The organism is Acinetobacter equi, assembly GCF_001307195.1.
GTDB lineage: Bacteria > Pseudomonadota > Gammaproteobacteria > Pseudomonadales > Moraxellaceae > Acinetobacter > Acinetobacter equi.
This window is the reverse complement of record NZ_CP012808.1, coordinates 921,110-934,100: the sequence shown is the minus strand read 5'-3', so window position 1 is coordinate 934,100 and position 12,991 is coordinate 921,110. Positions and strand designations below refer to the sequence as shown.

The 12,991-nt window shown below is 34.7% G+C and carries 16 protein-coding genes; 12 read left to right on the top strand and 4 right to left on the bottom strand.

Annotated features, from left to right (window positions below):
* Positions 1–66: 66 nt before the first annotated feature.
* The 4 genes from AOY20_RS04335 (at position 67) to AOY20_RS04320 (ending at position 2,827) form a co-directional block, all read left to right on the top strand.
* On the top strand, positions 67–423 hold the full coding sequence (locus tag AOY20_RS04335; RefSeq protein ID WP_054580719.1) for a hypothetical protein: 357 nt from the start codon (positions 67–69) through the stop codon (positions 421–423).
* Positions 424–591: 168 nt separating this feature from the next.
* Complete coding sequence (locus AOY20_RS04330; protein ID WP_054580718.1) at positions 592–1,326, top strand: FKBP-type peptidyl-prolyl cis-trans isomerase; 735 nt, start codon at positions 592–594, stop codon at positions 1,324–1,326.
* 101 nt (positions 1,327–1,427) lie between these two features.
* Positions 1,428–2,096 (top strand): FKBP-type peptidyl-prolyl cis-trans isomerase, encoded by a 669-nt coding sequence (locus tag AOY20_RS04325; protein WP_417855884.1) that lies wholly within the window; start codon positions 1,428–1,430, stop codon positions 2,094–2,096.
* A 44-nt stretch (positions 2,097–2,140) separates the two neighbouring features.
* Entirely contained in the window at positions 2,141–2,827 is a 687-nt protein-coding gene (locus tag AOY20_RS04320; RefSeq protein WP_054580716.1) for an FKBP-type peptidyl-prolyl cis-trans isomerase, read from the top strand.
* A 200-nt stretch (positions 2,828–3,027) separates the two neighbouring features.
* Here the strand turns inward: AOY20_RS04320 and murJ are convergent, their stop codons facing one another.
* A complete protein-coding gene (gene murJ / locus AOY20_RS04315) occupies positions 3,028–4,584 on the bottom strand; it encodes a murein biosynthesis integral membrane protein MurJ (RefSeq protein ID WP_171250404.1) in 1,557 nt (518 codons plus the stop codon).
* A 78-nt stretch (positions 4,585–4,662) separates the two neighbouring features.
* Positions 4,663–5,235 (bottom strand): 1,6-anhydro-N-acetylmuramyl-L-alanine amidase AmpD, encoded by a 573-nt coding sequence (ampD, locus tag AOY20_RS04310; RefSeq protein WP_054580714.1) that lies wholly within the window; start codon positions 5,233–5,235, stop codon positions 4,663–4,665.
* Positions 5,236–5,403: 168 nt separating this feature from the next.
* On the opposite strand from ampD, the gene nadC reads away from it, so the two are divergent.
* A complete protein-coding gene (nadC, locus tag AOY20_RS04305; RefSeq protein ID WP_054582537.1) occupies positions 5,404–6,249 on the top strand; it encodes a carboxylating nicotinate-nucleotide diphosphorylase in 846 nt (281 codons plus the stop codon).
* A 68-nt stretch (positions 6,250–6,317) separates the two neighbouring features.
* On the opposite strand, the gene rph is transcribed toward nadC, so the two are convergent.
* A complete protein-coding gene (gene rph / locus AOY20_RS04300; protein WP_054580713.1) occupies positions 6,318–7,034 on the bottom strand; it encodes a ribonuclease PH in 717 nt (238 codons plus the stop codon).
* A gap of 235 nt (positions 7,035–7,269) precedes the next feature.
* On the opposite strand from rph, the gene AOY20_RS04295 reads away from it, so the two are divergent.
* Positions 7,270–7,950 (top strand): TetR family transcriptional regulator, encoded by a 681-nt coding sequence (locus tag AOY20_RS04295; protein WP_054580712.1) that lies wholly within the window; start codon positions 7,270–7,272, stop codon positions 7,948–7,950.
* 46 nt (positions 7,951–7,996) lie between these two features.
* Here the strand turns inward: AOY20_RS04295 and AOY20_RS04290 are convergent, their stop codons facing one another.
* Positions 7,997–8,617, bottom strand: coding sequence for a thiol:disulfide interchange protein DsbA/DsbL (locus tag AOY20_RS04290; protein WP_054580711.1), 621 nt, complete (start codon positions 8,615–8,617; stop codon positions 7,997–7,999).
* A gap of 179 nt (positions 8,618–8,796) precedes the next feature.
* On the opposite strand from AOY20_RS04290, the gene ubiG reads away from it, so the two are divergent.
* The 6 genes from ubiG to AOY20_RS04260 all read left to right on the top strand — a co-directional run bounded on the left by ubiG (position 8,797) and on the right by AOY20_RS04260 (position 12,885).
* Positions 8,797–9,516: a bifunctional 2-polyprenyl-6-hydroxyphenol methylase/3-demethylubiquinol 3-O-methyltransferase UbiG gene (gene ubiG, locus AOY20_RS04285; protein WP_054580710.1), complete on the top strand. Its 720-nt coding sequence runs from the start codon at positions 8,797–8,799 to the stop codon at positions 9,514–9,516.
* Complete coding sequence (locus tag AOY20_RS04280; RefSeq protein ID WP_054580709.1) at positions 9,513–10,187, top strand: HAD family hydrolase; 675 nt, start codon at positions 9,513–9,515, stop codon at positions 10,185–10,187. Before ubiG ends, AOY20_RS04280 begins: the two co-directional genes overlap by 4 nt.
* Before the next feature lie 45 nt (positions 10,188–10,232).
* On the top strand, positions 10,233–10,979 hold the full coding sequence (locus AOY20_RS04275; protein WP_054580708.1) for a YciK family oxidoreductase: 747 nt from the start codon (positions 10,233–10,235) through the stop codon (positions 10,977–10,979).
* 129 nt (positions 10,980–11,108) lie between these two features.
* The gene (locus AOY20_RS04270) at positions 11,109–11,528 is read left to right on the top strand and encodes a hypothetical protein (RefSeq protein WP_054580707.1); all 420 of its coding nucleotides are present in this window, start codon (positions 11,109–11,111) and stop codon (positions 11,526–11,528) included.
* A 363-nt stretch (positions 11,529–11,891) separates the two neighbouring features.
* Positions 11,892–12,287 carry an RcnB family protein gene (locus tag AOY20_RS04265; RefSeq protein WP_054580706.1) on the top strand — a complete coding sequence of 132 codons (396 nt, stop codon included), beginning with the start codon at positions 11,892–11,894 and terminating at the stop codon, positions 12,285–12,287.
* A gap of 232 nt (positions 12,288–12,519) precedes the next feature.
* Positions 12,520–12,885: an RcnB family protein gene (locus AOY20_RS04260; protein WP_054580705.1), complete on the top strand. Its 366-nt coding sequence runs from the start codon at positions 12,520–12,522 to the stop codon at positions 12,883–12,885.
* Positions 12,886–12,991 lie beyond the last annotated feature (106 nt).

Here is a 12,991-nt window from a genome sequence, read left to right as displayed (position 1 = left end):
GTATCTGTAATCATTTTATCACTTTTTCTATGATGCTTTTGTCATCAAAAAGTGAGTTATAACAAAATGAAAAGTATATTTTGTTTTTGCATCAGTCTTATTTTAACTGCCTGTCATCCGACTAATTTGGACTCAGAATATAAGCAAACATTTATCTGTAAATCACTTATTCAAGGCTATTTAAATGCACAGCAATTAGGACAATATCAATTCCATCAAAAAGTGAAAAATCAAAAAAATGACCTTTATATTTATAAGCAACCTACTGTTTCAGGAATGGTTTTAAGTATTGTACATCAACCTAATTTACAATTTGAATGCTCCAATTCATCTAAAATTCGTGTTGAAATTAAGCTTGTTTCTTCATTTAAGCAAGCCATTCCTGTGTTAAGCATCAATTTAATAAATAAGGATGGATTTTAAAATTATTGTATAAAAAATGTGGCAGATATTCAGTCTGTTATAGAATTTTTTTTTCAATCAGCATATATTGATGATGGAGATTTATCCCCTCTAAATGAATCGTGTCTCATCAAAAAAGTCTGCTAAAATATTGCAACTTTTTAATTAAAATGAATTTGGGAAAACCTAATGAGTAAAGCCTTACCCATCGCTGTTGCTATAATTTTAGGCGGCGCTGCACTTGTTCCTGTTTATTATGCTAATCAAAGCCCTGCTACGCCAGATGCGAAAGTATCAAAACTTTCTAAAGATGCTACCGCTGTAGAAAAGATTAGCTATGCATTAGGTTATGAGGTTGCTCAGCAAACTCCTCCTGAACTTGATATGAATAGTTTCATTACAGGTGTACGTGAAGGTCATGCTCATAACAAACCTGCATATACTGAGGAAGAATTACAAAAAGCATTTGAAGAATTTCAGTTAGAAATGCAAAAGCAGCAAGAAGCCCAACTTAAAGAAGCCGAAGCTAAAGCTAAAACAGCTCAAACATCAAGTGCAAATTTCCTAAAAGAAAATGCTCAAAAATCAGGTGTAAAAACAACAACTTCAGGTTTGCAATATACAGTAACTAAAGAAGGTACTGGTAAAGCACCTACTGCCAACTCAACTGTGAAAGTACATTACACTGGTAAACTCGTTGATGGCACAGTATTTGATAGCTCTGTAGAACGTGGTGAGCCAATTGAGTTCCCGCTTAACCAAGTAATTCCTGGTTGGACTGAAGGTCTTCAACTTATGAAAGAAGGCGGTAAAGCAACTCTTTATATTCCTGCGGAACTCGCTTACGGTGCTCAGGGTATACCAGGTTCTATTCCTCCAAACAGTACATTAATTTTTGATGTTGAATTACTCAACGTTAAGTAAAATATGAATGAGGAGAGCATTGCTCTCCTCATTTATTTTGGAATAAAAATATGAAGTTTCCCATAGCAATTATATGTTTATCTTTATTTAGTACAGGGCTTATTGCAAAAAGTATAGATACTAACTCAAAAGATCAAACTACAAAAATGCCTGCAAATGCCTCAAATGTAGAAAAAATTAGTTACGCTTTAGGTTATGAAGTTGCTCAACAAACACCTCCTGAGCTTGATATGAACAGCTTCATTAAAGGTGTACGCGAAGGTCATGCTCAAGAAAAACCTGCATATACTGAGGAAGAATTACAAAAAGCATTTGAAGAATTCCAGCAAGAAATACAGAAGCAACAAGAAACCATATCTAAAGAAGATGAAGCCAAAGTAAAAAAAGCACAAAAGGCAAATACTGAATTTCTCAAAGAAAATGCAAAAAAGCCAAGTGTAAAAATAACAGCTTCAGGTTTGCAATATACAGTGACTAAAGAAGGTACAGGAAAAACACCAAAAGCAAATTCAACTGTCAAAGTACATTACATAGGTAAACTCGTTGATGGTACTGTTTTTGATAGTTCCATTGAACGTGGTGAACCTATTGAATTTCCATTAGATCAAGTTATTTCTGGATGGACTGAAGGTCTTCAACTTATGCAAGAAGGTGGTAAGGCAACTTTTGTTATCCCTGCCGAATTAGCATATGGTAAGCAAGGTATTCTTGGCTCTATTCCTCCTAATAGTCCTCTTATTTTTGATGTAGAACTACTTCAAGTGAAATAAACAACAAGAAAGTTAACCTTTCTTTTCTATTTTGAGATTTATTTATGAAATTACCAATGTCCATTTTATGCCTTGCTTTATGTAGTACAGGATTATCAGCAAAAGAAATTACAACAAAAAGTTCTTTTGATGATCAAGTCAGTTATAGTTTTGGCTATATCATGGGAAAAAATTACAGCGAAAATTTAAAAGATATTAATTTAGATGCTTTTATTGAAGGCTTAAAAATCGCATCGACTGGAAAGGCTTCCACACTTTCTGAAGAAGAAATGACAAAGGTCTTGACTCAATTCAAACAACAAGCTGAAGCAAAACAATTAGCAATTCATCAAGAAAAAGCTGAAAAAAATGCGAAAGCAGGCTCTCAGTTTTTAGTAGAAAATAAGAAAAAATCTGGTATAAAGACAACTGCCTCAGGCTTACAATATCAAGTTCTTCAGCAAGGTAAAGGCAAGACTCCAACAGCGGCTTCTACTGTAAAAGTTCATTATGAGGGTCGTTTACTAGATGGCACTATTTTTGATAGTTCCATTGCTCGCCAACAACCTACAGAGTTTAAAGCAAGCCAAGTCATTCAAGGATGGACTGAAGGTCTTCAACTCATGAAAGAAGGTGCAAAATATCGCTTTTTTATTCCAGCAAATTTAGCATATGGTGAAATTGGTGCAGGTGATGCGATTGAACCAAACAGCACACTTATTTTTGATGTTGAATTGTTAGAAGTTAAATAATCTTAAGATTTTTCTTATTTATCAAAAATCCCTCGTTATTAACGAGGGATTTTTTATTCTTTTTAAATGATTTAGTTTAGCTTGCAATAAAAAACACAAAGGTAATAACTACGCGTTGCAATTGCAACATAAAGCAAAGCCTACTGTATAAACTACGCGCTGCGCTTGTCTTGCAGCATAAAACAAAGCAGTGCTTTGTTTTATGCTTCAGGCTTTAGGTGGCGTGGGCGGAAACCTGTAACCAATAAAGTTACGCCATAAGCAACAACACCTACAACACAAAGCCCAATTACTTCAACCACACGAATCCATTGAGATGCTTGACCATCGTAATGTCCTAGTGCAAACCATAAAGCAAAAATCATCGCTGCATTGGCAATGGCAAATTGTACGAGTAATTTTTTCCAATGCCCTGCAAAACGAAAAATATTACGCTTGTGTAAATAAAAATACAGCATACCAGCATTCACTAAAGCAGAGCCTGAAGATGCAATCGCTAATGCCATATGGTCAGCATGCCAACCTACCCATTTAAAAATACCAATAAAGATAACGTTAAAAATAGCATTTGCAGCAACAGCCATTAAGCCTACTTTAACAGGCGTTTTCATATCTTGTTGAGCATAAAAACCAGGTGCAAATACTTTAATTAGCATAAATGAAATTACCCCAGCACTCATACATTGCAATGCTAATGCCGTCATATAGGTATCTTCTACTGTAAATTCACCTCGTTGAAATAAAGCCTGAATAATAGGTGTAGAAAGCATAAATAAAGCAATACTTGCAGGAACACCGACAAGAACAACAATTTTCGCTGCCCAATCCATCATACCTTTAAATTTTGCCTGATCATGTTCAGCAAATTTTGCAGAAAGTGACGGTAAAATAACGGTACTAATCGCAACACCAATCAATCCTAACGGTAATTCTGTCATTCGCTCGGCACTATATAACCAAGACACAGCACCATCTTGCATGAACGATGCCCAAATTGTATTTAACAGTAAATTAATTTGAGTAACCGATACCCCGAATAATGCAGGAAGCATTAACTTTAAAATACGGTCAACACCTTCATGTTTAAAATCTATTTTAGGTGGTATTAAAAGTTTTCTACGCCATAATTCTGGAATCTGAATCGCTAACTGTAATGCTCCAGCAATTAAAACAGCCCATCCAAGTGCCATAATAGGTTCAGCCATATACGGCGTTAACCATAATGCACCTGCAATCATTGCCACATTCAGTAAAACTGGTGCAAATGCAGGTGTCGTAAACGATCCGTAACTATTTAGAATACTGCTGGCAAAAGCCGTTAATGACATAAATAACAAATATGGAATGGTTAAGCGGAACATCTCCGTTGCCATTGCAAACTTAGCTTCATCCTGATGAAACCCTGGCGCATAAACATAAATAATTGCAGGTGCAACAATCATGGCAATCAGAGTTAAAAGTGTCATAAAACTGCTTAGACAGCCAAACACTCGACTAATCAGAATTTGAACTTCAGCATGAGCTTTTGTTGTTTTATATTCTGTAAGTACTGGAATAAATGCTTGTGAAAATGCACCTTCAGCAAAAAGTCGCCGAAAAAAATTAGGAATACGGAAAGCGACAACAAATGTATCGAAATCTTTTCCCGCACCAAACACATTGAGCAAAACCACATCTCGTACTAAACCTAGTACACGAGACAACATGGTCATTGCACTTACAATCACGGTTGACCGCCAAAGCGCCATCGTAACCACCTAGTTAAGAATCAAGTCGCTATTGTAATGAAACTCTACCCAAAGTTTAATTGTTTAATCATTCAACAATGAAACTGTTTATTGATTTTTTAATTGTTGCAATCGAGTTCTGAATTTTATCCAATCAAAAAAACGACCTGGATCAGTTTTTCGACCAGGTGCAATGTCAGAATGCCCAGCTAAATGCTGCTGAATTTTTGGATATGCTAATTGTAAAGTCGCCACAACTTCAGCCAATTTTTCATATTGAATTTCTTCAAAAGGCAAATCATCACTGCCCTCTAATTCAATACCAATTGAATAATCGTTACATTCTTTTTTACCCAAATAACTTGAACGCCCCGCATGCCATGCACGATCTTTAAAATTAACAAACTGAATGACTTCACCCGTTCTTAAAATTAATAAATGTGCAGAAACTTGCATTCCTTCAATCGTTTGGAAATATGGGTGTTCAGACCAATCTAATTTATTTTGGAAAAATTGTTGAATATAACCACCGCCAAATTGTGATGGTGGCAAACTAATATTATGAATTACCACCAATTGAATTGCAGCATCGTCAGGGCGCTGATTAAAATTGGGTGATGGAATCTGTGTTGCACCTGAAAGTGCCCCATCAATGACCTGAAACAACGGTCTTTCTTGCATAATACAACCCTGACTCAATTCAAAAATATTTTATAGAAGTAAATGCTAAGGCTTTCTCTGAAAAATCTCAAATCAGGATTCATCAGATACTTAAACAATGCGTTTCTTTAATGAACAATGATAAGATAATGCGCAATTTTCATGAGTTCAACATATACGGAAATAGATATGAGCATTTCAGCGACTTTATTGGATCAAGCAATTCAAAATAATATTCAGCAAGCATTACAAGAAGATATTGGCGATGGTGATATCACCGCACTGCTCACACCGGAACATGAACAAGCAACTGCATCCATTCTAAGCCGTGAAACTATGATTTTAGCTGGTCAACCATGGGTAAATGCATTAATCAAAACCTATGATACCTCTATAGAAGTCAGTTGGCTTAAACAAGATGGTGATTTAATCCAGCCCAATGAGGTTTTTCTAAAACTCTCAGGTTCTGCGCGTAGCCTATTAACTGTTGAACGCCCTGCTTTAAACTTTATTCAAACCTTGTCAGCTGTTGCAACTAAAACTGCTGAATATGTAAAACAATTAGAAGGGCTTCAAACACAACTTTTAGATACACGTAAAACATTACCTGGTTTAAGAATTGCACAAAAATATGCCGTTGCCATTGGTGGTGGAAAAAATCATCGTTTAGGCTTATTTGATGCATTTTTAATTAAAGAAAATCATATTATGGCAGCTGGTAGCATTGCTCAGGCAATTGCTCAAGCGCATGAAATTGCACCTAATAAACCTGTTGAAGTTGAAGTTGAAACTTGGAATGAACTTAACCAAGCACTTGAAGCTCAAGCCGATATTATTATGTTAGATAATTTTAGCCAACAACAAATGATTGATGCTGTCAAACATGTAAATGGACGTTGTAAACTAGAAGCATCGGGTAATATTACAATTAATAATTTACGCGAAGTTGCAACAACTGGAGTAGATTATATTTCAATGGGTGTTTTAACTAAAGATGTTAAAGCCATCGATTTATCTATGCGTTTTAATGGTTAATCCTAAAAAAATATATTAAAAAAACGCACATTAAAGTGCGTTTTTTATTGAACAAGGAAAGCTAAAAATTACCAACCTAAAGCTTCTTGTTGTTTCTTAACCAACTCTTGAATACCTTTTTCAGCCATTTCTAACATTGCATTCGATTGAGCACGAGTAAATGGCTTATCTTCAGCAGTACCTTGAATTTCAATAAACTCACCTGATTGAGTCATCACTACATTTAAATCTGTTTGGCAATTCGAGTCTTCTTCATAACATAAGTCTAGAAGTACTTCATCTTTAAAAATACCTACAGAAACCGCAGCCACTAAACCTTTCAATGGATCTTGCTTAATTTTCTTTTTCTCAAGTAATACATTCATTGCATCAATAAGTGCAACTGCTGCCCCAGTAATAGATGCTGTACGTGTTCCACCATCTGCTTGAATCACATCACAATCAATTGTGATTGTATTTTCACCAAGTTTTTTAAGATCGACCATTGCTCTTAAGCTACGACCAATCAAACGCTGAATCTCTTGAGTACGACCACTTTGTTTACCACGAGCAGCTTCACGATCGCTACGTGTGTGTGTAGAACGTGGCAACATACCATATTCAGCTGTTACCCAGCCTTGTCCTTGTCCTTTTAAGAAACGAGGTACTGAATTGTCAATACTAGCAGTACAAAGAACTTTAGTATGACCAAATTCAACCAGAACTGAACCTTCTGCATAACGAGTATAGTTACGAGTAATTTTTACATCACGTAATTGATCTAAAGAACGTTGGTCGATACGCATAATTTGTCCCAAAATTTATTGACTCAAAGAAATTATAAGCAGTATAACAGATGCAACATTAAAGATTATGTTGCAGCTCAATATACAAAGAGATGTCAGCTATATAATTATTTAGTCTTAAAATAAATCATTAATATCGATTATGATACCCCCCTCAATAAGCACTGCTTATTCCAAGCATAATCATCTTATTTTTTGATATAATGCACAATATATTCTTTTATTGAGAATCCGTATGTCCATCAGGGAAGAACGTAAACAGCAAAGTCGGCAAGCAATTATTGATGCTGCTTTGCGATTAAGTACATCAGGGCGTTCTTTTTCAAATATTAGTCTAAGAGAAGTTACACGTGCTGTTGGGCTTGTTCCTACAGCTTTTTATCGCCATTTTGAAACAATGGATGAATTAGCACTGGAAATTGTAGATCAAGTTGCTCTTCATTTTAAAAACTTAATGCATCAACTTGGGCAAACATATTTATCTTCACCTCATGCAAAAACTGAACATAGTCTAGAACTGTTTCTACAAGCAGTAGATCAAAATACTCCCCAATGGATTTTTTTAATTACAGAACGTTGGGGTGGTTCAGCTACTTTGAGAAAAGCAATTGCAAGAGAACTTAATTTCCTCATTGAAGAATTAGCCTGTAGCTTACAAAAAACTAAAAGTATTGAGCATATTAAATTACAACAAGAACTTAGTTTATTTGCTCAAATTATTGTTAATTTATCTTTTAATTGGGCCATGACATGGTTGAACTATTCCGAGCAATATTCAGGTGAAGCATTAGAAAAACAGCAACAATTTTTTAAAGAACAAACAACTATTCAAATCCAATTACTATTTCGCGGGATCATCAATTGGGATTCTGAAAAAAACTCAATATTTTTTCCAAATTCAGTAAAAGATAAATAAAAAAGCCCACTCAAAAGTAGGCTTTTTTATTAAATTTATGCTGCTATTATTTTGCAGCTTTTTTCTCTTTTTCAATTAAGTAATTAATCACTTGAGGTACTTTTGCATCTTCACCTTGTACAACATATTTACCATTCACAACGACAGCTGGAACACCTGTTAATTTATATTGACGTGCAAGTTGATTTGATTGTGCAATCTTAGAGCTAATTGGGAAAGAGCTATACATGCTTTTGAATTGTGTTTCTGGAATTCCAAATTTCACATAAAATTTCGCTAATGAATCCGGGCTTGCAATAGTTTGAAGATTTTTACTTGCTGCATCAAATAATGATAAGTGCGTAAAACGACGAATACCTAATGCTTCAGTAACATAATAACCACGTGCTGCAACTTCCCAAGTTGGGTTCATTGCTGCTGGTGTGCGCACAAAATTTACATCACTTGGCATTGATTTTAACCAAGTTTGCATATGTGGCTCTAACGCATGACAGTGTCCACAGCCATACCAAAAAAATTCACGTACTTCGATTTTCCCCGGAACTTCAACCTTACCTGGATTTTCAACAACCGTATAATCTTTACCTTCAACAAAATTGGCTGCCATTGCACCTGTTGATAATGTCAACATTGCTGTTGCTAGGCTGCTCAAAAAGAATTTTTTCATATGAGTTTATTATCCTCTAAATTTTTACTCAGTTTATAGACACAATATAAATGAATTATGCCGATTTAGTTTCCTTTATGTGAAGTTTTTTATCCCTTTTATCGCTTTTTTTCTAATAATCGCTACACTACTATCTATAGACTTTATTAAATTAAAACGACTTGATTGAGGTGACAACGATGTCGCAATTGAATGTTGATCCACAAGAAATAGCGAAATTTGAAGCATTTGCAGCCATATGGTGGGATCAGCATTCTGAGTTCCGCCCACTTCACATGATCAATCCACTACGTTTAAATTGGATTGATGAACACTCAGGTGGAATTTCAGGTAAAAAAGTGCTTGATGTTGGCTGTGGTGGTGGTATTTTAGCGGAAAGTATGGCTCGACGTGGTGCGCAAGTGCTTGGTATCGATATGGGTGTAGCACCATTAAATGTTGCTCGTCTCCATGCTGAACAAGAAAATGTACAAAATATCGAATATCGTCAAATTCCAGTAGAACAACTCGCTGAAGAACAAGCGGGTCAATATGATGTGGTCACATGTATGGAAATGCTTGAGCATGTTCCAGATCCTGCATCTATTATTAAAGCTTGTTATAAATTGGCGAAGCCTAATGGTCATGTCTTCTTTTCGACTATTAACCGTAATCCAAAATCTTATCTTTTTGCCATTATTGGTGCTGAATATATCTTACGTATGCTTGCGAAAGGTACACATGATTATCATAAATTTATTAAACCATCTGAGCTTGCTCATGATATCCGTGAGGCTGGTTTAAAACTCAAAGATATGACTGGTTTACATTATAACCCGCTTACTAAGCGTTATTGGTTAGCGCCAAATGTTGATGTGAACTATATGGTTTACACTCAAAAAGAAGGTCAAGAGGCATGAAAGCAGTCCTCTTTGATTTAGATGGTACTTTAATTGATACAGCGGCCGATTTTATTCGTATTATCCAAGCCATGTGTAAAGAAGAAGGTCGAGACATTGTGGCTGCCGATCTTATTCGTACACAAGTCTCTGAAGGCGCCCGTGCAATGGTAAAATTGGTCTATCCTGAATTGGATGTAAATGACCCTATTTTTCTTGCTCATCGTCAACGCTTTTTAGATATCTATGGTGCAGATATTGCAGTAGATACCAATCTTTTTGAAGGTATGTATCCTCTACTTCAAGAACTAGAAGAGCAGCATATTCCTTGGGGTATTGTGACAAATAAGCCACGTTGGTTAAGTGAAGCCCTCTTAAATGCTTTAAATTTAACAGATCGCTGTGCTGTTTTAGTTTGTCCTGAAGATGTCGCTCAGACTAAACCTAATCCTGAACCAATGTTCCTCGCTGCTAAAAATATTAATATTGCAGCAGAAGACTGTATTTACGTGGGTGATCATCCTCGTGATATTGATGCAGGTCGAGCCGCCAATATGTTTACAATTTTAGCAGCTTACGGATATTTACCTTTAAAGCACAAAGATGACTTAACAGCATGGCAAGCAGACTGTATAGTAAATGACGTAAGTGAACTCCATCACAAGATAAAAATGCTCATAAAAGCATCATGACCCTCAGTTATAAAATGATATAAAACTGATAATAAGGAGGTAGAAATGAAGTATTCGGAATATCAACCTCATCCAGAACTATTAAAGGATCGTGTGATTCTTATTACAGGTGCTGGTGATGGTATTGGACGTGCTGCTGCAATCACTTATGCACTACACGGTGCAACTGTCGTATTGCATGGTCGAACACTGAATAAGCTTGAAGTAATCTATGATGAAATAGAAAGTCTAGGTGCACCTCAGCCTGCAATTCTGCCTCTGCAACTCTCTACAGCATCTGATCGTGATTATGAAATTCTAGTTGATACACTAGAAAAACAGTTTGGACGTTTAGATGGCATCTTGCATAATGCTGGAATCTTAGGTGAACGTACAGAACTCATTCATTATCCTTCTGAAGTTTGGGATGATGTTATGGCTGTAAATTTACGAGCACCTTTTGTTCTCACCCAAGCACTCATGCCACTTTTAGAAAAATCACAGCATGCTTCTGTAGTATTTGCCAGCTCTGGTGTTGGACGTGAAGCTCGAGAACGCTGGGGAGCTTATTCTGTTTCAAAAATTGCAATAGAAGCAGTCAATCAACTCTTTGCAAAAGAAAATAACTTAGCAAATGTTCGGTTTAATTGCATTAATCCTGGTGCTACACGTACAGCAATGCGAGCTAAAGCTTATCCAGACGAAGATCCAAAAACCCTTCCTACTCCTGAATCAATTATGCCTGCATATTTGTATTTAATGGGCGATGATAGCTTGCATCTCAACGGTCAAAGCATTGATGCCCAAGACTAAACATTATTCATAAATCATGGGAAGCTGAAAGCTTCCTTTTTTTATCCCTCATTTTATAGTGATTTAAATATTGCTTTTCATTGCAATATCACGATACTTAAAGCGCGATATTTTTTGTTTGAGATGTTTATGTCTGACTTTAGCAATATTTCTGTGACTACCCTTGATGATGGAATGATTTCTTTATTAGTAGATGGTCAACCCATTTCTGAAAAATATGGAATGAAGTTTGAATCAAGTATTGTTGATGAATTAAAAGCGCTTGAAGTAGGTAAAAATCTAAAACTATTTGACCAATTTATTTTTTCACATACCGATTTAAATTTTGAGCATACTTATAAATATATCACTGCTATTTTACGTGAAGAAGCTGGTTTTAAAGTAAGCAAAAACTTTGTTTATATTATTAAAATTGAAGGGCAACCTGAAATTGATCATGTGATTACTAAACAAGGGCAACCTATGACCGATACAGATGTTCGTGAGTTTATTCAAGCACATGTACAGAAGTCATTAACTGATTATACTGACCTAAAATATGCTTATTAAAATAAGTCAATTTGATAAAACATATTCAATTTTTTGACTCAAAATAAATTGATAATTAAATAAAAAAAGAGCCTTTATTATTTATATCGGCTCTTTTTGATTTTTTCTTACACACTAACAATCAAATATGACAGAACAACTTAAATTTTATTAAATCTTAAAACTATGCGTAAATATAAGATAATTATCCATCTATAATCGACATTAACATTTTACTATTTTAATTTTTATTCTTTTTTACCTATAATCGTAATTAGGTATCAAAAGCTTTAAAAAACTACTGCTTAGTCTCCATAGTTTCTCTGCATTTTTTATATACATTATAAGACAAGTGAAATATTTTATGATTTACGAGGGCCGAACATGAAAAAGATTTTGACTAGCTTAGCAATTTCTTTCAGTGCTTTGTTCGTAAGCGGAATCAGTTATGCTGCACCTCATAGTGACAACAATAATTCTGGTTTTGAATATAAAAAACCAAATAGTAACAAAGGTAAAAATTTTCAAAACCAAAATAATGATGAACAAACTGATAAGCGCCGCATACGAGAAGAACGTGGTGCAAAACGCTTAAAAGAACATAAGTGGCAAGAGGGTTATGTATTACCTCAGCACTATCGAAGTAATAGTTATAAAGTTGATCCTCAACAATATAATCTTCCGAAACCTGCACGAAATGAACAATGGTATAAGATTAATAATGATTATCTTTTAGTTGATTCTGAGAAAAATAATATCCTGAGAATTTATGATCATTAAATTTAATTGCGATAAAAAACTCAACATTCGTTGAGTTTTTTATATATGTGTAATCAATTTTATAAAGTAAAAATAGTAAATAAATAAAATTTATTTTAAAGCACATGAATAATTGAAAAACTTCAATTTTTCTTCATAAAATTCACAATTTACTAATATTCACCTCATTTTTTCTAAGCACTTTTACGCTAATTTTAAGTCATCTTAAATGACTTAAAACTGTGTGAAAGTAATGAAAAAGGTATTATCTCTTCTTACGCTGTCTCTTTCGACTCTAATTGCAACATCAGCAATAGCAGGTTCTAACTACGAGCATTATGATAAGTCTACCTATCATCTAAACCCAAAAGATAAACATGTATATTCATCAAAAAAATATGATGATCACAATAAATCAAAATATAAAGTAAAACCTGCACGAGACTGGAAAACAGGACAAACCTTACCTCGACAATTTCAACATTCGGCTTATGAGGTAAGCTATAAAGATGCTTCTCGCCTTTCAAAACCAAATAAGAACCAACAATGGTTAAAAATTAATGGCGATTACGTGTTAATTAATGAACGTAATCAAAAAATTATTCGCATTATTGCGTAATCTAAGCATCAAATAAGTGAATCACCATAAAAAACATCGTTGTAAATCATCGGTGTTTTTTATTGTTCTTTTTCCAAATCCATTTTTTGATTAGAATCAAACTTAT

Coding starts and splice junctions, on each gene's coding strand:
- AOY20_RS04295 (WP_054580712.1), top strand. CDS start 7,270: ATGTCCATCAGGGAAGAACGTAAACAGCAAAGTCGGCAAGCAATTATT.
- AOY20_RS04320 (WP_054580716.1), top strand. CDS start 2,141: ATGAAATTACCAATGTCCATTTTATGCCTTGCTTTATGTAGTACAGGA.
- AOY20_RS04265 (WP_054580706.1), top strand. CDS start 11,892: ATGAAAAAGATTTTGACTAGCTTAGCAATTTCTTTCAGTGCTTTGTTC.
- AOY20_RS04260 (WP_054580705.1), top strand. CDS start 12,520: ATGAAAAAGGTATTATCTCTTCTTACGCTGTCTCTTTCGACTCTAATT.
- rph (WP_054580713.1), bottom strand. CDS start 7,034: ATGCGTATCGACCAACGTTCTTTAGATCAATTACGTGATGTAAAAATT.
- ampD (WP_054580714.1), bottom strand. CDS start 5,235: ATGCAAGAAAGACCGTTGTTTCAGGTCATTGATGGGGCACTTTCAGGT.
- AOY20_RS04280 (WP_054580709.1), top strand. CDS start 9,513: ATGAAAGCAGTCCTCTTTGATTTAGATGGTACTTTAATTGATACAGCG.
- nadC (WP_054582537.1), top strand. CDS start 5,404: ATGAGCATTTCAGCGACTTTATTGGATCAAGCAATTCAAAATAATATT.
- AOY20_RS04290 (WP_054580711.1), bottom strand. CDS start 8,617: ATGAAAAAATTCTTTTTGAGCAGCCTAGCAACAGCAATGTTGACATTA.
- AOY20_RS04330 (WP_054580718.1), top strand. CDS start 592: ATGAGTAAAGCCTTACCCATCGCTGTTGCTATAATTTTAGGCGGCGCT.
- ubiG (WP_054580710.1), top strand. CDS start 8,797: ATGTCGCAATTGAATGTTGATCCACAAGAAATAGCGAAATTTGAAGCA.
- AOY20_RS04275 (WP_054580708.1), top strand. CDS start 10,233: ATGAAGTATTCGGAATATCAACCTCATCCAGAACTATTAAAGGATCGT.
- AOY20_RS04270 (WP_054580707.1), top strand. CDS start 11,109: ATGTCTGACTTTAGCAATATTTCTGTGACTACCCTTGATGATGGAATG.
- AOY20_RS04335 (WP_054580719.1), top strand. CDS start 67: ATGAAAAGTATATTTTGTTTTTGCATCAGTCTTATTTTAACTGCCTGT.